The organism is Pseudomonas sp. BJa3, from assembly GCF_026343815.1.
Classification (GTDB): Bacteria; Pseudomonadota; Gammaproteobacteria; order Pseudomonadales; family Pseudomonadaceae; genus Aquipseudomonas; species Aquipseudomonas soli.
Genome location: NZ_JAOXMC010000012.1, coordinates 65536 through 85796, shown reverse-complemented (window position 1 = coordinate 85796; position 20261 = coordinate 65536). Strand labels below are relative to the sequence as shown.

14 protein-coding genes are annotated in these 20261 nt (G+C 63.5%); 13 read left to right on the top strand and 1 reads right to left on the bottom strand.

The window, feature by feature from the left end:
- Window positions 1-2 precede the first annotated feature (2 nt).
- The gene (locus OH705_RS16560) at window positions 3-824 is read left to right on the top strand and encodes a thermonuclease family protein (RefSeq protein ID WP_267302562.1); all 822 of its coding nucleotides are present in this window, start codon (window positions 3-5) and stop codon (window positions 822-824) included.
- 179 nt (window positions 825-1003) lie between these two features.
- Window positions 1004-2272 carry a malic enzyme-like NAD(P)-binding protein gene (locus tag OH705_RS16555; protein WP_023630575.1) on the top strand — a complete coding sequence of 423 codons (1269 nt, stop codon included), beginning with the start codon at window positions 1004-1006 and terminating at the stop codon, window positions 2270-2272.
- A 265-nt stretch (window positions 2273-2537) separates the two neighbouring features.
- On the opposite strand, the gene OH705_RS16550 is transcribed toward OH705_RS16555, so the two are convergent.
- Window positions 2538-5006, bottom strand: a complete 2469-nt coding sequence (locus OH705_RS16550) for a penicillin-binding protein 1A (RefSeq protein WP_416383582.1) — start codon at window positions 5004-5006, stop codon at window positions 2538-2540.
- A 169-nt stretch (window positions 5007-5175) separates the two neighbouring features.
- On the opposite strand from OH705_RS16550, the gene pilM reads away from it, so the two are divergent.
- From pilM to OH705_RS16495, 11 genes are all read left to right on the top strand, one after another.
- Window positions 5176-6072, top strand: a complete 897-nt coding sequence (gene pilM, locus OH705_RS16545) for a type IV pilus biogenesis protein PilM (protein WP_267302560.1) — start codon at window positions 5176-5178, stop codon at window positions 6070-6072.
- Window positions 6073-6089: 17 nt separating this feature from the next.
- Window positions 6090-6608, top strand: coding sequence for a PilN domain-containing protein (locus OH705_RS16540; RefSeq protein WP_160291120.1), 519 nt, complete (start codon window positions 6090-6092; stop codon window positions 6606-6608).
- Window positions 6605-7525: a pilus assembly protein PilP gene (locus OH705_RS16535; RefSeq protein WP_267302559.1), complete on the top strand. Its 921-nt coding sequence runs from the start codon at window positions 6605-6607 to the stop codon at window positions 7523-7525. The genes OH705_RS16540 and OH705_RS16535 overlap by 4 nt, the downstream gene beginning before the upstream one ends.
- Window positions 7526-7574: 49 nt before the next feature.
- Window positions 7575-8798 (top strand): type IV pilus secretin PilQ, encoded by a 1224-nt coding sequence (locus OH705_RS16530; protein ID WP_267302558.1) that lies wholly within the window; start codon window positions 7575-7577, stop codon window positions 8796-8798.
- A 4-nt stretch (window positions 8799-8802) separates the two neighbouring features.
- Complete coding sequence (gene aroK, locus OH705_RS16525; protein ID WP_038706967.1) at window positions 8803-9321, top strand: shikimate kinase AroK; 519 nt, start codon at window positions 8803-8805, stop codon at window positions 9319-9321.
- 95 nt (window positions 9322-9416) lie between these two features.
- Window positions 9417-10514, top strand: coding sequence for a 3-dehydroquinate synthase (gene aroB / locus OH705_RS16520; RefSeq protein ID WP_267302557.1), 1098 nt, complete (start codon window positions 9417-9419; stop codon window positions 10512-10514).
- Between the two features lie 15 nt (window positions 10515-10529).
- Complete coding sequence (locus tag OH705_RS16515; RefSeq protein ID WP_104444781.1) at window positions 10530-12155, top strand: AAA family ATPase; 1626 nt, start codon at window positions 10530-10532, stop codon at window positions 12153-12155.
- Window positions 12156-12530: 375 nt separating this feature from the next.
- Window positions 12531-16976 carry a glutamate synthase large subunit gene (gene gltB / locus OH705_RS16510; protein ID WP_267302556.1) on the top strand — a complete coding sequence of 1482 codons (4446 nt, stop codon included), beginning with the start codon at window positions 12531-12533 and terminating at the stop codon, window positions 16974-16976.
- Window positions 16977-17083: 107 nt separating this feature from the next.
- On the top strand, window positions 17084-18502 hold the full coding sequence (locus tag OH705_RS16505) for an FAD-dependent oxidoreductase (RefSeq protein ID WP_094011032.1): 1419 nt from the start codon (window positions 17084-17086) through the stop codon (window positions 18500-18502).
- A 208-nt stretch (window positions 18503-18710) separates the two neighbouring features.
- Window positions 18711-19775 (top strand): uroporphyrinogen decarboxylase, encoded by a 1065-nt coding sequence (gene hemE / locus OH705_RS16500; RefSeq protein ID WP_023631238.1) that lies wholly within the window; start codon window positions 18711-18713, stop codon window positions 19773-19775.
- A 115-nt stretch (window positions 19776-19890) separates the two neighbouring features.
- A complete protein-coding gene (locus OH705_RS16495; protein WP_038706964.1) occupies window positions 19891-20238 on the top strand; it encodes a YgiW/YdeI family stress tolerance OB fold protein in 348 nt (115 codons plus the stop codon).
- The last annotated feature ends 23 nt before the right edge of the window (window positions 20239-20261 follow it).

Genomic DNA, 20261 nt, shown 5'->3' with positions numbered 1-20261 from the left:
TCATGCACGTGGCGAAGCCTTCGGGGTTCGCGCTGTTGCAAAAGAAGGCGCCCCTTGTGGGCGCCTTTTTTGTGGGCGCGATCTGGCACTTTCCTGCCCTGGCCTTCTGCCCGATGCCCGAAAGGGTGCAAGCGGTGGCGGTACGTCAGGTGGTCGATGGCGACACCTTGCGCCTGAGCGATGGGCGCAGCGTGCGACTGATCGGTATCAATGCTCCCGAGATCGGCCGCAAGGGGCGCCCCAGCGAACCTTATGCCGAGGCTGCCAAGAAGCGCCTGCAGGCGCTGGTGAAGGCCAGCGATGGCCGTGTCGGGCTGGTTCCAGGCGTCGAACCCAAGGACAAGTACGGCCGTATCCTGGCGCATATCTACGGCCGCACTGGCAACAATCTGGAAGCACAACTGCTCAGCGAGGGCCTGGGCTACCAGGTGGCCATTGCACCCAACGTGCTGCTGTCGGGCTGCCAGCAGCAGGCCGAGCAGCAGGCGCGCAAGGCCAGGGCAGGACTGTGGCGACAATCGCCGGTCACGCGTGGGCGCGATGTGCGGCAATCCGGATTCGCGGTGATCGGCGGCAGGATCAACGGGATCGAGCGTAATCGCGGCGGCATCTGGCTGGAGCTTGACGAGAGCGTCGTCCTGCAGGTTCCCGCTCGTCTGCAGCGCCACTTCCCCGCCAGCTTCTTCGCTAACCTCAAGGGACGCCAGGTCGAGGCGCGTGGCTGGGTGCTGGATCGTTCCCGCAAGGGCGGGCTCAAGCCTGGGCAGCGACGCTGGCTGTTGCCATTGACCGATCCGAGCATGTTGGCGCTTGTTTCTGGCTAAATAGTTGTAGACATTTTGCTATTGGATTGTACACACTGGCTCCCGAAAGCCCCGTGGATTATAGCGTAAAGTCGTAGGCCAAAGGCCTTGACACATAGTGACCGGGCAGTCTTGTCGCCCCCCGGCTCTTTGCGTATCCTCGGCGGTCCGTCAGAACAGTAAATAGCGGAATGCCCATCATGTCAGACCTGAAAACCGCCGCTCTCGAATACCACGCTCAGCCTCGTCCGGGGAAACTGAGCGTCGAGCTCTCCAAGCCAACCGCCACCGCCCGTGACCTCGCCCTGGCCTACAGCCCGGGTGTCGCCGAGCCTGTGCGCGAGATCGGCCGTGATCCGGAGCTGGCCTACAAGTACACCGGCAAGGGCAACCTGGTTGCGGTGATCTCCGATGGCACCGCCATCCTCGGTCTGGGTGACCTCGGCCCACTGGCCTCCAAGCCGGTCATGGAAGGCAAGGGTGTTCTGTTCAAGCGTTTCGCCGGTATCGATGTGTTCGATATCGAAGTCGAGTCGGAGAGCCCGCAAGCCTTCATCGACACCGTTCGCCGCATCTCCATCACCTTCGGCGGCATCAACCTGGAAGACATCAAGGCACCTGAGTGCTTCGAGATCGAGCGCACGCTGATCGAGCAGTGCGACATTCCCGTCTTCCACGATGACCAGCACGGCACCGCTATCGTTACCGCGGCCGGCATGATCAACGCCCTGGAAATCGCCGGCAAGAAGCTCGAAGACGCCAAGATCGTCTGCCTGGGCGCCGGCGCCGCGGCCATCTCCTGCATGAAACTGCTGGTGAGCATGGGTGCCAAGGTCGAGAACATCTTCATGATCGACCGCAGCGGCGTGATCCACGCTGGCCGCGACGACCTGAACCAGTACAAGGCCCAGTTCGCCCACGCCACCGACAAGCGCACCCTGGCTGACGCCCTGAACGGCGCAGACGTGTTCGTCGGCTTGTCCGGCCCGAACCTGCTGAGCGCCGAAGGCCTGAAGTCGATGGCCGCCAACCCGATCGTGTTCGCCTGCTCGAACCCGGACCCGGAAATCGCCCCGGAACTGGCTCACGCCACCCGCAGCGATGTGATCATGGCCACCGGTCGCTCGGACTACCCGAACCAGGTCAACAACGTACTGGGCTTCCCTTTCATCTTCCGTGGGGCCCTCGACGTTCGCGCCAAGCGCATCAACGAAGAGATGAAGATCGCTGCCGCCATCGCCCTGAAGGACCTGGCCAAGTTGCCGGTGCCGAAGGAAGTCTGCGAGGCCTATGGCGTTCAAGGACTTGAGTTCGGCCGTGAGTACATCATTCCGAAGCCGCTGGACGCGCGCCTGATCACCGTGGTTTCCGATGCCGTGGCCAAGGCCGCCATCGAGTCCGGTGTGGCCACCCTGCCGTATCCGAAGCACTACCCGCTCAAGAGCGTGGATGACGTGTTCAACGGCTGATCCAGTCGTAGCGTCATGAAAAAGCCCCGGCTCGCAAGAGTCGGGGCTTTTTGTTGGACTGGGTTATTGCGGGGCAGGCCTGCTTACGCGGAGTTCAATGTCATCCCTTTCAAGGCGATCGCGTCAGGGCTTGCTGGTGCTCGCCAACAGTCTTGCAGCGCCTGCCAGATCGAGCGCCGCCCGCGCGGCGCTCGATCTTGAGAGCGCTGCAAGGTTTTCGGCGAGCACCTGGCGGCCCTCACCGAAAACCTTCAAAGGTTGCCCTTTAGAACAGATCCATCGGCGCTGCTTCGTCTGCCGGCAGCGGGCTGCCCGGTGCTGCACCGTTACCCAGTTCGTCCGCCGACGGTGGCGAGTCCTCGGCCTTGAACAGTTCGAAGTAGGCGTTCGGCGTGCTTGGTGTGGCGGCGCGGCCGCTGATCGGGTCGACGCGCAGGCTGAGGATGCCCTCGGGTTCGGCTGGTGGATGCTCGGGCATGCCCTTGAGCGCGGCGCCCATGAAACTCATCCAGATCGGCAGGGCCACGGTGCCACCGTATTCGCGACGCCCCAGGGTTTCCGGCTGGTCGAAGCCGACCCACACGGTGGTGACATAGTCAGCGTTGTAGCCTGAGAACCAGGCGTCCTTGGATTCGTTGGTGGTGCCGGTCTTGCCCGCCAGGTCCGAACGGCCGAGGGCCAGGGCGCGGCGGCCGGTACCACGCTTGATTACGTCCTGCAGCATGCTGGTGAGGATGTACGAGGTACGGCCGTCGATGATCTGCTCGGCCACGGCGGGCACCTGGGGCACCTGGGGCACTTGGGATGCCGCGGTGACCTGGCCTGCGGCCGACGGCGCCTCGCCTGGCATCGGGGCGGCGCTGATGGGTGCCTCAGGTGCGGCGAGGCCGACCTGGTCTTGGCTGCCCTGCGGCACGCGTGGCGGGTTTGCGGTGAACAGCGTTTCGCCGTTGCGGCTCTCGACACGCTCGATCAGGTACGGGCTGATCTTGTAGCCGCCGTTGGCGAAGGTGCTCCAGCCGGTGGCAATCTCCATCGGCGTGAGCGTCGCGGTGCCCAGCGCCAGCGACAGGTTGCGCGGCAGGTCCTGCTTGTTGAAGCCGAACTTGGCGATGTAGTCGATGGTGCGATCCACGCCCATGGCCTGCAGCAGGCGGATCGATACGAGGTTGCGTGACTTGTACAACGCCTCGCGCATGCGGATCGGGCCGAGGAAGGTGTTGGTGTCGTTCTTTGGACGCCAGACCTTGTCCAAGTACTCGTCGACGAACACGATCGGCGCATCGTTGACCAGGCTGGCGGCGGTGTAGCCGTTGTCCAGCGCGGCGCTGTAGACGAAGGGCTTGAAGCTCGAGCCCGGCTGGCGCTTGGCCTGCATGGCGCGGTTGTAGTTGCTCTGCTCGAATGAGAAGCCGCCAACCAGTGCGCGGATGGCGCCATTGTAAGGGTCGAGGGTGACCAGCGCGCTCTGGGCGCCGGGAACCTGACTGAACTTGAGTTTGCCATCTTCCAGGCGTTGCAGGCGCACCAGGTCGCCGACCTGGGCCACATCGGCCGCTGATTGCGGCGAGCGTCCTTGGGAGTTGCTGTTAAGGTACGGGCGGGCCCATTTCATGGTGTCCCAGGCCACGTCTTCCTCCAGACCGGCGCGGGTCATCACCTTCAGGCCGTTCTTCTCGACCTGGGTGACAATGGCGGGCTCAAGGCCGCCGAGGGTGCGTTGCTTGTTCAGTTCCTGCAACCACGCCGTGCGTGTCTTGCCAGGGAAGCGTGCCTCCGGACCGCGGTAGCCGTGGCGTTCGTCGTATTGGCTGAGGCCGTTGAGGACCGCGCTGTTGGCCATCTGCTGCATGTCGCTCGGCACTGTGGTGGTGACCCGGAAACCTTCGGTATAGGCGTCGCTGCCGTAGCGACCGACCATCTCGGCGCGGGCCATTTCGGCGACGTACGGCGCATTCACTTCCGGGGTCGGCACATGGTAGCTGGCATTCAGCGGTTCACCCAGGGCGGCCTGGTAGCTGGCCTCGTCGATCTTGCCGAGCTTGTACATGCGCCCGAGGATCCAGTCGCGGCGCTCCTTGGCGCGTACCGGGTTGGCCAGCGGGTTGAAGCGCGATGGGGCCTTGGGCAGACCAGCGATCATGGCCATCTGCGCCAGGCTGACGTCGCGAATCGACTTGCCGTAGTACACCTGCGCCGCGGCATCGATGCCGTAGGCACGGTTGCCCAGGTAGATCTTGTTTACGTACAGCTCGAGGATTTCGTCCTTGGTCAGTTCCCGCTCGATCTGCAGGGCCAGGAGAATCTCGTTGGTCTTGCGCGAGAAGCTGCGTTCGCTGGTAAGGAAGAAGTTCTTCGCCACCTGCATGGTGATGGTGCTGCCGCCGCTCTGGATATGCCCGGACTTGACCAGCTGTGAGGCCGCACGCATGAGGCTGCTGGGGTCGACGCCATAGTGATTGAGGAAATTGTCGTCCTCGGCGGACAGAAGCGCCTGGATGAATTGTGGGGGAATTTCCTGGAACTTGATCGGCGAGCGCCGCATCTCGCCGAACTCGGCGATCAGCTTGCCGTCGCTACTGTAGACCCTCAGGGGGATTTGCAACTGGACGCTTCTGAGCGCGTCGACCGAAGGCAGGTTGGGACTAAGATACAGAAACGCACCGCTCACACCGAGTACGAGCGCGCAGATGACGGCGACGAGAGACCACCAGAAGAACTTCAGCAGGCGTATCAAGGCTTTTGGGTGTCCAGGTTGAGAGTGGATTGCGCGCAGGGCCGGCGGACAGGAAAAACGCTGGCCATTATAAGCATTTTTCGTCCCGCCGGGTGACCGCCCGGGGAGAGCGACGACCGCCTGCACCGCAAGGGTTCAGGCAGCCAATGACCAGGAAGGAACAGCCATGCTTGGACGCTTTGGCAGGGACACCGGTTCACTGCTGGGGGTGGAAATTACCTCCGACGCCATACGAATGCTGCACCTGCGCCGCCAGCGTGGCGGTTGTCGGGTGGTGGGCTGGGCGCACGAGCGCCTTGGGGCAGCGTCAGGTAGCTCATTGGAGTTTGATCAGATGGAGCGCCTGGTCGCGGGTTTGCGGCAGGCCCATGCCCGGTGTCGAACTTCGCAGTGCCGGGCCGCCCTGGCGTTGCCTGCATCGCAGGTCATCTGCAAGGTTTGCCGCCTGCCTGCCGGGTTGCCCGGCCATGCCGTCGAAGCTGCCTTGCTCGCGCAGGCCGAGCAGCTGTTTCCCTTTCCTGTGGAGGACCTTGCCCTGGATTTCCAGGTGCATGGCCCGTGCGTGGAGGATGTCGGGCAGGTCGAGGTGTTGGTGGTGGCCTGTAGGCAAAGTCAGCTCGACCCACTGGAGCGCGTGTTCGCGCAAGCCGGCTTGCAGTTGGTGGCCGTGGAGGTGGACAGTTTCGCGTTGCGGCGGGCGCTGGTGCCTGAGCCGCAGGCAGGCGACATGGCGCTGCTGCAGTTGGAGCCGGACGAGGTGATCCTGCACCGTTGGCAGGGAGGCCGCGTGCCGCATCGGCAGCGCATTGCCTTGCCTTCTATGGAACGCTGGGCCGAGGCTGTCGATGGGCTCTGGCAGCCGGATATCCAGGGCGCGTTTGAGCAGGTTGTTTTGTTCGGGGTCGCCGCCGATGAGGCTCGAGCGGCAGACTTGTCGGAGCATCTGGGCGTGAAATGCCATGTCGGTCGCCCGGGCCCTCTGGTCAGCGGTTTCGATGAAACCAGCGTGCCCGCTGCTGCCATGGCTCTTGCCTGTGGTTTGGCAATGGGAGGCCCGGTATGAAAGGGCGACTGAACCTGATGCCCTGGCGCGAACAGCGCAGGGCAAGCGCTGTGCGGCGATTCCAGATCACCTTGGTCGGCACGCTTGTGGTGGCGCTGTGCGGGGTGATGTTGCTTGATCGAATGGCGCGGTCGCGTCTGGCCAGGCAGGCGCAGGTCATCGCCACGCAGCAGGCGGCCGTTGAGCGGTTGGACGCTTCGCTGCGGCAGATCGATAAGTTGCGTGAAGCACGGGATGCGTTGTTGGCCCAGCAAGCGACGGTGTCTGCGCTGAGCGCCGGACGGGCGCAGTTGCCTGGGCTGTTTCGCGCACTGGAGCAGGCAATGCCCGAAGGCGCGCGCTTGACCGAGGTAGGTGTGGAGGACGGGCGTCTGCGCCTTGCCGGGTTGGCTGCCTCTGCTTCAGTGGTGGCCAGGCTTATGCGCAGCCTGGAGCAGGTAAAGATGGTGCGGGACCTGGAGCTTGTTCACTTGCGGCGTCATGGCCAGGGCGATGAATTCCTGCTGGCGGCACGCTTGTTGGCGGGTGAGTCATGAACCGCCCGTGGCCCCAGGATTGGCAGGGCCTGGTGGCCCGGTCTTGGTTGGTCCGGTGGGTGCTGGCAGTAGGGCTGCTGTTTCTGGTGGTTTTCGCGGGTTATATCGCCCGCTTGCGTGAGCCGCTCAATAGCCATGCCGAGGCAGTCCAGAGGCAGTTGCAGCTACAGGGTGTCTTGGCGGATGGGGCGGAAAAACTTGTCGAGCTTGAGCGAGCGCAACAGGCTCTGGAACAAGCCATGACCGGGCTGCAAGCGTTGCGCTGGCGATTGGCTGCGGGAGAGGGCATGAGTGAACTGCTCGACCAGCTGGCCTTGTCGGGTCATGAGCATGGTCTGTCATTCGAACGCATCGAAGTAAACGAAGCGCAGGAGGCAGCAGGATACCGTCTGCAGCCTTTGGAGATCAGCGTGCACGGGCGCTACCCGGCATTGCGCTTGTGGCTTGAGCAGTGGCTGCAGCAGTTGCGGTTGTTGAGCGTGCCCCAGCTCAGGCTGGCCTTGCAGGAAGAAGGCTCAGGAGAGGTTGGCGCACGATTGTTGATACATGCCTACCACCCAGGGGAAGAGCTTCCAGTGCCGGCTGCCTTGGCGGATGAGCCTGCCCAGGATGCCCTGTCGAAGGCCACGTTCGACCCATTTCAGGCCTGGTTGCCCGCCACACAGGGTAAAGAGCTGCGGCATATTCCCTTGGCGCGACTGGAAATGGTCGGAAGCCTGTCCCAGTCAGGGCGCCGGCAGGCATTGTTGCGTTCGGCGGGGCACTTGTATCGGGTTGGGCAAGGCGACCGGCTCGGATTGGATGAGGGGGTCGTGGTAGCCGTTGATGCTGGTCAGCTGGAGGTCCGCGAGCGGATCTACCTCGGCGGACGCTGGCAGGCGCGTTATCGGTATCTGGTGCTTGAGAAGCGTGAGTAAGGAGAGGTCAGGGATGAGGCCGAGGCGATGGTTGAGTGGCTTGGGGTTGATGTCGAACATCCTGGCAGTGCAGGCAGCGCAATTCCAGGGTGAGCCGATATCGCTCAACTTCCAGGATGTCGAACTGCGCTCAGTGCTTCAGGTCATGGCGGAGCACGCCAGCGTCAACCTGGTCGCCAGCGATTCGGTGCAGGGGCGAATAACCCTGCACCTGGAAGACGTGCCTTGGGCCCAGGCACTTGACCTTGTGCTGCGCAGCAAGGGGCTGGGCCGGCGCCAGGAGGGCAACGTGCTGTTGATCGCTCCCGTTGCTGAGCTGGCCGGGCAGGCCCGGGGCATGGGCGAGGAGGTGTTGCTGGAGCCTTTGCGACGAGAGCTGATCCCTGTCTTTCATGCAAAAGCCGCCGAGCTGGCGGAACTGTTGCTTGCGAGCTTGGCCGATGACGGCATCCTGACTGGGCGCGGCAGCCTCAGTGTGGATGCACGGACCAACACGCTGGTGGTTACCCAGCCTGGCGAACGACTTGCCGATTTGCGAAGGTTGGTAGCGCAGTTGGATGTGCCGGTACGCCAGGTCATGATCGAGGCGCGTATCGTAGAAGCCAGTGTCGATTACGAGAAGGGCCTGGGTGTGCGATGGGGCGGCCCGTTGTATGGGGTGGACAGTCGCCTGGGTAGTGACCTGTTCGTCGACCTTGGGGTTGAACGGGCCACTTCCGGGCTCGGCGTGGGCCTGCTGCGCAGCGACATTCTGCTGGATCTGGAGCTCAGCGCCATGGAGAAGAGCGGCAATGGCGAGATCATCTCCCAGCCCAAGGTGGTCACGGCTGACAAGGAAACCGCCCGCATACTCAAGGGGACCGAAGTACCCTATCAAGAGACCACTCGCAGTGGGGCTACCTCCATTTCTTTCCGTGAGGCCTCCCTGTCGCTGGAGGTAACGCCGCAGATCACGCCGGATGGCAAGGTAGTGATGGATGTGCGCGTGACCAAGGACGAGCCCGACTTCATCAATGCACTCAACAATGTACCGCCGATCCGCAAGAACGAGGTTACGGCGAAGGTCCGGGTGACCGATGGGCAGACCATTGTGATTGGCGGCGTGTACTCGACGTCGCAGAACAAAGTGGTCGACAAGGTGCCATTTTTCGGCGATCTGCCGTATGTTGGGCGGCTGTTTCGACGCGATGCATTACAAGAGAAAAAATCCGAGCTGCTGGTCTTCCTGACTCCGCGTATCATGAGTGACCAGGCGATTGCTGTGAGTCGTTGATTCTGTGCGAAATTTGATACTTGTAGGGCCCATGGGCGCTGGGAAAAGCACCATCGGACGCCTGTTGGCCAAAGAGCTGCGCCTGCTGTTCAAGGATTCCGACAAGGAAATCGAGCTGCGAACCGGCGCCAATATCCCGTGGATCTTCGACAAGGAAGGCGAGCCGGGCTTTCGCGACCGCGAGCAGGCGATGATTGCCGAACTCTGCGCGCTTGATGGCGTGGTCCTGGCGACCGGTGGCGGCGCGGTGATGCGCGATGCCAACCGTGCCGCGCTGCACGCCGGTGGCCGGGTGATCTACCTGCATGCCTCGGTGGAGCAGCAGGTGGGGCGCACTTCCCGTGACCGCAACCGACCGCTGCTGCGCACAGCCAACCCGGAAGCCACCTTGCGTGCCCTGCTTGAAACCCGCGACCCGCTCTATCGCGAGATTGCCGACCTGGTGGTGGAAACCGACGAACGGCCACCTCGCATGGTCGTGCTCGACATTCTCGAGCGTCTGCAGAAGTTGCCGCCCCGCTGAGCGGGGTCTATCCTCGGCGACCAACGCCGAGACGGGGTTGAACGTCACCGCGTGGGGCCACAGTGCCACCGCGCCCAAGTACATTGTGGGGAAACATGCAGACACTTAAGGTCGACCTGGGCGAGCGTAGCTACCCGATCTACATTGGCGAAGGCCTGCTTGACCAGCCCGAGCTGCTGGCGCCGCACATTGCCGGCCGGCAGGTCGCCATCGTCTCCAACGAGACCGTCGCGCCCCTGTACCTCGAACGCCTGAGCAAGACCCTGGGTGCCTACTCGGTGCTGCCGGTGGTGTTGCCCGACGGCGAGGCCCACAAGAACTGGGAAACCCTGCAACTGATCTTCGATGCCCTGCTGACCGCGCGTCATGACCGGCGCACCACCGTGGTCGCCCTCGGTGGCGGCGTGATCGGTGACATGGCCGGCTTTGCCGCAGCCTGCTACCAGCGTGGGGTCGATTTTATCCAGGTGCCGACCACGCTGTTGTCCCAGGTGGACTCCTCGGTGGGCGGCAAGACCGGCATCAACCACCCGCTGGGCAAGAACATGGTGGGCGCCTTCTACCAGCCCAACGCTGTGCTGATCGATACTACCAGTCTGACAACCTTGCCCGCGCGTGAGCTGTCCGCCGGTCTCGCCGAAGTCATCAAGTACGGCCTGATCTGCGACAAGCCATTCCTTGCCTGGCTCGAAGACAATATGCAGGCACTGCGTGCCCTGGACTCCGTTGCCCTGACCGAGGCCATCCGTCGCTCCTGCGCGGCCAAGGCTGCCGTGGTTGGCGCTGATGAGCGCGAATCGGGCGTGCGTGCCACGCTCAACCTTGGCCACACATTCGGCCATGCCATCGAAACACACATGGGTTATGGCGTCTGGCTGCACGGCGAAGCCGTGGCGGCCGGCACGGTCATGGCCCTGGAAATGTCCATGCGCCTGGGCTGGATCGACCAGCCGGCGCGTGATCGCGGAATTCGCCTGCTGCAGGACGCAGGATTGCCGGTGGTGCCACCACAGGAAATGACCCCGGCGCATTTCATGGAGCACATGGCGGTCGACAAGAAAGTGCTCGACGGGCGCCTGCGCCTGGTGCTGCTGCGCCAGCTGGGCGAGGCCGTCGTCACTGACGACTATTCGACAGAGATTCTTCAGGCCACGCTGGCGGCGGATTACCGCGCGATCGTGGCCCAGCTTTGAGGTTGTGACAACGCAATGACCAGTCTGCATGCCGATGAGGCGTTTCTCGATCATTACCAGCTGAGCCACGATCCGTTCGCCCCCCGGGTGCCCGGTTTCAAGTTCTTTCCCGCCCAGCGCAAGCCAGTGCTTGGCCAGCTGCATCATCTGGCGCGCTACAGCCAGCTGATGCTGGCGGTCACCGGCCCTGTGGGCAGCGGCAAGACCTTGCTGCGCCAGGCACTGGTGGCCAGCACCAACAAGCAGTCGGTGCAAAGCGTGGTGGTATCCGCCCGTGGTGCCAGCGACGCGGCCAGCGTGCTTGGCCAGGTGGCGCAGTCGCTGGGTGTGGCGCAGCCGGAAGTGCAGGCGATCCTGTCGCAGGTGGTGCAACTGGCGCTGACCGGCCAGGAAGTCTATCTGCTGGTGGACGATGCGGAACAACTGGACGAGTCGGCACTCCAAGCGTTGCTGGAGTTGGCGGCAGGCGTAGCTGAAGGACGCCCGCATGTGTTCCTGTTCGGCGAGCCTTCGCTGATCGCCGGGTTGGATGAGCTCAATGCCGATGGCGAGCGATTCCACGTCATCGAACTGGCCCCGTACAGCGAGGAAGAAACCCGCGAGTACCTGGAGCAGCGCCTGGAGGGTGCTGGCCGGGGCATCGAGGTGTTCACCGCCGAGCAGATCGTCGACATCCACGAAAACTCCGACGGCTGGCCTGGGAACATCAACCAGGTCGCCCGCGATACCTTGATCGAAGCCATGATCGCCAGCCGTACCACGGTCAAGCGACCATCCATGGGGTTCAAAATGCCTAAGAAACACGTGCTCGCGTTGTCCGCAGTGGTCGTGGTTGCCGTTGGCGCGGCGGTCCTGATGCCCAAGAAAGGCGACAAGGCCCCGGCCGACGCACCCCCCGCTGCCCAGGCCCAATTGCCCCTGGGCCAGGGTGGCAACGGCGGCGCGCCCGCCATCGAGTTCTCCGGCTCCTCGCAGCCGATGCCGTTGCCGCTGGTCGGTCAGTCGCAGCCGGTGATGCGCGAACCGCTGGCCCAGGCCGCTGGCATGGGTGAAGGTGAAGACGGCGGGCCGGCCGACAACACTGCACTGCAGCCAGCCACGCCATCGGCTGCCGTGCCGCCGACCGTGACCACCATCGCGCCGCCGCAAGGTGCCACCGCCAGCCCTGCGCCGACTCCGGCCCAGCCGGTGACCAGCGCTCCGGTACAGCCGGTTGCGCCTGCGACAAAACCTGTAGCAACCCAGCCGGCAAAGCCGGTTGCACCTGCCAAGCCAGCCCCGGCTCCGACCCAGGTCGCGAGCGCCAAGCCCGCAGCCAAACCTGCCGAGAAACCGGCTGCCGGCGGCGCCGGCAACAGCAGCTGGTATGCTGGCCAGAAGCCCGGTAACTACGTGGTGCAGATCTTCGGCACCAGTTCCGAGGCGTCGGCACAGTCGTTCGTCAAGGCACAGGGTGGCGACTATCGCTACTTCAGGAAAAACCTGCAGGGCAAGCCGCTGTATGTGGTGACCTACGGCAATTTCGCCAGCCGCGATGCCGCCGCTGCGGCAATCAAGAACTTGCCAGCCAAGGTCCAGGCTGGTAAACCTTGGCCACGTACCGTGGGCAGCGTCCAACAAGAGCTGGCCACGGCCCGCTGATACCTTCCGGGCGGCATCACCCCGCCGCCCAGTTGCTGAGCGACTTTCTAGCTTTCAACTAGCCTGCTGCGCCCGAGCGCGGCAGGCTTTTCTGTCCCAGACTGCCGGCCACGAGCCCTTTCTTGCAGTCCTGGCTGAAACGCTTCAGACTCCAGTCATGCCGCTATCACGGCGTACGACTTAAAAACATTCAAAATTACGACATAAATTTTCAATGGTGAGACATGAAAATTTGTGGGCGTTGCTGTCGCTGTGCAACAATGGTTTTCCATGGCCACCGCAAAAAAGCTGGCATTTGATCGGCGTGGATGGTAAGTGGTTGTTAAAAAAGAGATTTGCCTCCGGTTGAGAGGTGAACCTGGTGAGAAAGTGTCTATGAAAACAGGTCTGTACCATCCCGAAGAATTCAAGGACAACTGTGGTTTCGGCCTGATCGCCCATATGACGGGCGAGCCGAGTCACCACCTTCTGCAAACCGCCATGCAGGCGTTGACCTGCATGACCCACCGCGGCGGCATCAATGCCGACGGCAAGACCGGCGACGGTTGCGGTCTGCTCATGCAGAAGCCCGATCAATTCCTGCGCGCCGTGGCCCAGGAGCACTTCGCCGCCGAGCTGCCCAGGCAGTACGCCGTCGGCATGGTGTTCTTCAACCAGGACCCGGTCAAAGCCGAAGCCGCCCGCGCCAACATGGATCGCGAGATCGTCAATGCCGGCCTCACGCTGGTGGGCTGGCGCAAGGTGCCGATCGACACCAGCGTCCTTGGCCGTCTGGCCCTGGAGCGCCTGCCGCAGATCGAGCAGGTGTTCATCGGCGGCGAAGGCCTGAGCGATCAGGAATTCGCCATCAAGCTGTTCAGTGCCCGTCGCCGTTCGTCCGTGGCCAACGCCCACGACGCCGACCACTACATCTGCAGCTTCTCGCACAAGACCATCATCTACAAAGGCCTGATGATGCCGCGCGATCTCGCGGCGTTCTATCCGGACCTGGGTGACGAGCGCCTGCAGACCGCAATCTGCGTGTTCCACCAGCGCTTCTCCACCAACACCCTGCCGAAGTGGCCGCTGGCGCAGCCCTTCCGCTTCCTCGCCCACAACGGCGAGATCAACACCATCACCGGCAACCGCAACTGGGCCATGGCCCGTCGCACCAAGTTCGCCAACGACCTGATCCCCGACCTCGAAGAGCTCGGCCCGCTGGTCAACCGCGTCGGTTCCGACTCATCCAGCATGGACAACATGCTCGAGCTGATGGTCACTGGCGGCATCGACCTGTTCCGCGGCGTGCGCATGCTGGTACCGCCAGCCTGGCAGAACGTCGAGACCATGGACGCCGACCTGCGTGCCTTCTACGAATACAACTCCATGCATATGGAACCGTGGGATGGTCCGGCCGGTATCGTCATGACCGAAGGCCGCCACGCGGTGTGCCTGCTCGACCGCAATGGCCTGCGCCCGGCGCGCTGGGTGACCACCACCAACGGCTACATCACCATCGCCTCGGAAATCGGCGTATGGGGTTACCAGCCCGAGGAAGTCCTGGCCAAGGGCCGTGTCGGCCCAGGCCAGATCCTGGCTGTCGATACCGAGACCGGCCAGATCCTCGACACCGACGCCATCGACAACCGCCTGAAGTCGCGCCACCCTTACAAGCGCTGGTTGCGCCAGCACGCCACGCGCATCCAGGCGACCCTGAGCGACGACCAGGGCGTGGCCAGCTACGACGCTGACCAGCTCAAGCAATACATGAAGATGTTCCAGGTCACCTTCGAGGAACGTGACCAGGTGCTGCGCCCGCTCGGCGAGCAGGGCCAGGAAGCGGTCGGCTCGATGGGCGACGACACGCCGATGGCCGTGCTGTCGCAGCGCGTGCGTTCGCCGTACGATTTCTTCCGCCAGCAGTTCGCCCAGGTGACCAACCCGCCGATCGACCCGCTGCGCGAAGCGATCGTGATGTCCCTGGAAATCTGCCTGGGCGCCGAGCGCAACATCTTCCAGGAGTCCCCCGAGCATGCCTCGCGGGTGATCCTCAGCTCGCCAGTCATCTCGCCTGCCAAGTGGCGTTCGCTGATGAACCTGGAGCGCGAAGGTTTCGACCGCCAGCTGATCGACCTCAACTATGAGCAAAGCCTCGGCCTTGAAGCGGCCATCCGCAATATCGCCGACCAGGCCGAAGAAGCGGTGCGCGGCGGCAAGACCCAGCTGGTGCTCAGCGACCGCTACATTGCCCCGGGCAAGCTGCCGGTACACGCCTCGCTGGCCGTAGGCGCTGTACACCACCGTCTGACCGAACAAGGGCTGCGTTGCGACAGCAACATTCTGGTCGAGACCGCCACTGCCCGCGACCCGCACCACTTCGCCGTGCTGCTGGGCTTCGGTGCCTCGGCTGTATACCCGTACCTGGCCTACGAAGTGCTGGCCGACCTGATCCGCACCGGCGAAGTGCTGGGCGATCTGGACGAAGTGTTCAAGTACTACCGCAAGGGCATCTCCAAGGGCCTGCTGAAGATCCTGTCGAAGATGGGCATCTCCACCATCACCTCGTACCGTGGCGCGCAGCTGTTCGAAGCCATCGGCCTGTCCGAGGAAGTGGTTGGCCTGAGCTTCAAGGGTGTGTCGAGCCGCATCAAGGGTGCGCGTTTCGAAGACCTGGAGAGCGACCAGAAGTTGCTCGCCGCCGAAGCCTGGAGTGCGCGCAAGCCAATCCAGCAAGGTGGCTTGCTCAAGTTCGTCCATGGTGGCGAATACCATGCCTACAACCCGGACGTGGTCAACACCCTGCAGGCCGCCGTGCAACAGGGGGACTACGCCAAGTTCAAGGAATACACCTCGCTGGTCGACCAGCGTCCGGTGTCGATGATCCGCGACCTGCTGAAAGTGAAGGTGGCCGACCAGGCCCTGCCGTTGGATGAAATCGAGCCACTGGACGCGATCCTCAAGCGGTTCGACTCCGCTGGTATCTCCCTGGGCGCGCTGTCGCCAGAGGCGCACGAAGCCCTGGCCGAGGCAATGAACCGCCTCGGCGCGCGCTCCAACTCCGGCGAAGGCGGCGAAGACCCGGCCCGCTACGGCACCGTCAAAAGCTCGAAGATCAAGCAGGTGGCCACCGGCCGCTTTGGCGTGACCCCGGAATACCTGGTCAATGCCGAAGTGCTGCAGATCAAGGTCGCCCAGGGCGCCAAACCCGGCGAGGGCGGCCAGTTGCCGGGCGGCAAGGTCAACGGCCTGATCGCAAGGCTGCGCTATGCGGTACCGGGCGTGACCCTGATTTCGCCGCCGCCGCACCACGACATCTACTCGATCGAAGATCTGGCCCAGCTGATCTACGACCTCAAGCAGGTCAACCCGCAGGCCCTGGTCTCGGTCAAGCTGGTTGCCGAAGCCGGCGTGGGCACCATCGCCGCCGGCGTGGCCAAGGCCTATGCCGACCTGATCACCATTTCCGGCTACGACGGCGGCACCGGCGCTTCGCCGCTGACCTCGATCAAGTACGCCGGCGCTCCGTGGGAACTGGGCCTGGCTGAAACCCACCAGACCCTGCGCGGCAATGACCTGCGCGGCAAGGTGCGGGTGCAGACCGATGGCGGCCTGAAAACCGGCCTGGACGTGATCAAGGCCGCGATCCTCGGCGCCGAGAGCTTCGGTTTCGGCACCGCGCCGATGATCGCCCTGGGCTGCAAGTACCTGCGCATCTGCCACCTGAACAACTGCGCCACCGGCGTGGCCACCCAGAACGACAAGCTGCGCAAGGACCACTACATCGGCACCGTCGACATGGTGATCAACTTCTTCACCTTCGTCGCCGAAGAGACCCGCGAGTGGCTAGCCAAGCTGGGCGTGCGCAGCCTGGGCGAGCTGATCGGCCGTACCGACCTTCTGGATGTGCTGCCGGGCGACACCGAGCGCCAGGGCCACCTCGACCTGACGCCGCTGCTGGGTAGCTCGCACATCCCGGCTGACAAGCCGCAGTTCTGCCAGGTGGACAAGAACCCGCCGTTCGACCAGGGCGAACTGGCCGAGAAGATGGTCACCATGGCCCTGCCGGCGATCCGCGACATGGCTGGTGGTGAATTCGCCATGGACATCTGCAACTGCGACCGTTCCATCGGTGCACGCATCTCTGGCGAAATCGCCAGGCTGCACGGCAACCAGGGCATGGCCGCCACGCCGATCACCTTCCGCTTCAAGGGCACCGCGGGCCAGAGCTTCGGCGTGTGGAACGCCGGCGGTTTGAACCTGCACCTGGAAGGCGACGCCAACGACTACGTCGGCAAGGGCATGACCGGGGGCAAGGTGACCATCGTGCCACCGGCCGGAAGCCCGTTCGAAACCCAGCACAGCGCCATCGTCGGCAACACCTGCCTGTATGGCGCCACCGGCGGCAAGCTGTTCGCCGCAGGCACCGCGGGCGAGCGCTTCGCTGTACGTAACTCCGGCGCCCACGCTGTGGTCGAGGGCACCGGCGATCACTGCTGTGAATACATGACCGGCGGGTTTGTCTGCGTCCTGGGCAAGACCGGTTACAACTTCGGTTCTGGCATGACTGGCGGCTTCGCCTACGTGCTCGACATGGACAACAGCTTCTTCGACAAACTCAACCACGAGCTGGTGGAAATCCAGCGTATCAGTGGTGAGGCGATGGAAGCCTACCGCAGCCACCTGGCGCGGGTCCTGGGCGAGTACGTGGAAGAGACCGGCAGCGAGTGGGGGCGTGAGCTCTCGGAGAACCTGGACGACTACGTGCGGCGCTTCTGGCTGGTCAAGCCGAAGGCGGCCAACCTCAAGCACCTGTTGTCCAGCACCCGTGCCAACCCGCAGTAAGAACAGCTGCAAGTGACGGGCCCCGTGTGCGGGGTTCGTCGGGCTTAAGTGATCGTCTTGCAGCTTGCAGCGTGTAGCTGGCAACTGCGGTAAAGAGGTTTTGAAAAATGGCTGAACGTCTGAGCAACGACTTCCAGTTCATCGAAGTGGGGCGTAAAGACCCCAAGAAAAAGCTGCTGCGCCAGCGCAAGAAGGAGTTCGTCGAGATCTACGAACCTTTCAAGCCGCAGCAGTCCGTGGAGCAGGCGCACCGCTGCCTGGGATGCGGTAACCCGTATTGCGAGTGGAAGTGCCCGGTGCACAACTTCATTCCCAACTGGTTGAAGCTGGTTTCCGAGGGCAACATCCTCGCGGCAGCCGAGCTGTCGCACCAGACCAACACCCTGCCGGAAGTCTGTGGCCGCGTGTGCCCGCAGGACCGCCTGTGCGAGGGTGCGTGCACCCTGAACGACGGCTTCGGCGCGGTAACCATCGGCTCGGTGGAGAAGTACATCACCGACACCGCGTTCGCCATGGGCTGGCGCCCGGACATGTCCAAGGTCAAGCCGACTGGCAAGCGTGTCGCCATCATCGGCGCCGGCCCTGCCGGCCTGGGCTGCGCCGATGTGCTGGTACGTGCCGGCGTGACCCCGGTGGTGTTCGACCGCAACCCCGAGATCGGTGGCCTGCTGACTTTCGGCATCCCCGAGTTCAAGCTGGAAAAGACCGTGCTGAGCAATCGCCGCGAAGTCTTCACCGGCATGGGCATCGAGTTCCGCCTGAACATTGAGGTGGGCCGCGACATCACCATGGAGCAATTGCTCGCCGAGTACGACGCGGTGTTCATGGGCATGGGCACCTACACCTACATGAAGGGCGGCTTCCCCGGCGAGGACCTGCCGGGTGTGCACGACGCGCTGGACTTCCTGATCGCCAACGTCAACCGCAACCTGGGCTTTGAAAAGTCGCCGGAAGACTTCGTCGACATGCAGGGCAAGAAGGTCGTGGTGCTTGGCGGAGGCGACACCGCGATGGACTGCAACCGCACCTCGATCCGCCAGGGCGCCAAGTCGGTGACCTGTGCCTATCGCCGTGACGAGGCCAACATGCCGGGTTCGCGCAAAGAGGTGAAGAATGCCAAGGAAGAGGGCGTGAAGTTCCTCTACAACCGCCAGCCCATCGCCATCGTCGGCGAGGACAAGGTCGAGGGCGTGAAGGTGGTCGAGACCCGTCTCGGCGAGCCGGATGCCCGTGGTCGCCGCAGCCCCGAGCCAATCCCGGGCTCCGAGGAGATCCTGCCGGCCGACGCCGTGGTGATTGCCTTCGGCTTCCGCCCGAGCCCGGCGCCGTGGTTCGAGCAGTTCGGTATCCAGATGGACAGCCAGGGCCGCGTGGTGGCCCCGGAGAAAGGCAAGTTCAAGCACCAGACCAGCAACCCGAAAGTGTTTGCCGGTGGCGACATGGTGCGGGGTTCGGACTTGGTGGTGACGGCGATCTTCGAAGGGCGTACCGCAGCCGAAGGCATTCTGGATTACCTCGAAGTCTGATCCAGCCTTATCGCGGGGTAATCCCGCTCCCACGCCAGTGATAAGGCTGCGTGGGAGCGGCGGTGCGGCGATCCGACTGGCCCCGCGATGCTTTTTGTATACAAAAATGCTTGATCCATGGCACCTGATAGACAAAACGCATGGCCATGGCCGTGCCTTTTGCGTCCGCGTCTGAGAAAATGCCCGCACTTTTTTTCCGGATGCCGACATGACTGCCCTGAAGAACGATCGTTTCCTGCGTGCACTGCTCAAGCAACCTGTAGATGTCACCCCGGTATGGATGATGCGCCAGGCCGGCCGCTACCTCCCGGAGTATCGCGCCAGCCGCGCCAAGGCCGGTGACTTCATGAGCCTGTGCATGAACCCGCAGTTTGCCTGCGAGGTCACCCTGCAGCCGCTGGACCGCTACCCGCTGGACGCGGCGATCCTGTTCTCGGACATCCTCACCATCCCCGACGCCATGGGCCAGGGCCTGTACTTCGAGACCGGCGAAGGCCCGCGCTTCAAGAAAGTCATCAGCACCCTGGCGGACATCGAAGCGTTGCCGATCCCCGATCCGCAGAAGGACCTGGGCTACGTGATGGACGCGGTCAGCACCATCCGCCGCGAACTCAACGGCCGTGTGCCGCTGATCGGCTTCTCCGGCAGCCCATGGACCCTGGCCACCTACATGGTCGAAGGAGGTTCGTCCAAGGACTTCCGCAAGATCAAGGCCATGGCCTATGACAACCCGCAGGCCCTGCACCTGCTGCTGGACAAACTGGCGCAGTCGGTCACCAGCTACCTCAACGGGCAAATCCAGGCGGGCGCCCAGGCGGTGCAAATCTTCGATACCTGGGGTGGCAACCTGTCTGCGGCGGCCTACCAGGAGTTCTCCCTGGCCTACATGCGCAAGATCGTCAGCGGCCTGATCCGCGAGCATGAAGGGCGCAAGGTGCCCGTGATCCTGTTCACCAAGAACGGCGGTCTGTGGCTGGAAAGCATCGCCGATGTCGGTGCCGACGCCCTTGGCCTGGACTGGACCTGCGAAATCGGCGACGCCCGCCGCCGCGTCGGTGACAAGGTCGCGTTGCAGGGCAACATGGACCCGACCGTGCTGTACGCCAACCCCGAGGCGATTCGCAAGGAAGTGGCGCGCATCCTGGCCAGCTACGGCAAGGGCAGCGGCCATGTGTTCAACCTGGGCCATGGCATCACCCCGGAAGTCGATCCGGAGCACGCCGGCGTATTCATCAACGCCGTGCACGAGCTGTCGGCGCAGTACCACCAGTAACCGGTGTGCAACGCAAGAAGCCCGGCCAAGTGCCGGGCTTTTTGTTGTATTAAGTTTCAATTCAGCGATCGTCGGTAATCTGGTGCCATCAAAACGCAAACAGGACCCGATCACCATGAAAGCCCGTTACCTGCCTCTGATCCTCGCCCCACTGTTCAGCACCGCGGCCCTGGCCGCCGGCTACACCGGCCCCGGTGCCCAGTCCGTGACCACGGTGGCTGCCGCCAACGATGCCGCCGACGACACCCCGGTGGTGTTGCAAGGCTACGTGATCAAGAAGATCAACAACGACGACAAGTACGAGTTCAAGGACAACACCGGCACCATCACCGTCGAGATCGACGACGAAGACTTGCCAGCGACGCCGTTCAACGACAAGACCAAGGTCAAGCTGACCGGTGAGGTGGAGAAGCACCTGATGAGCCGTGAGGTGGATGTGGATATCGTCGAGATCATCAACTGATCCAAAGGCCCAATCACCGCGGC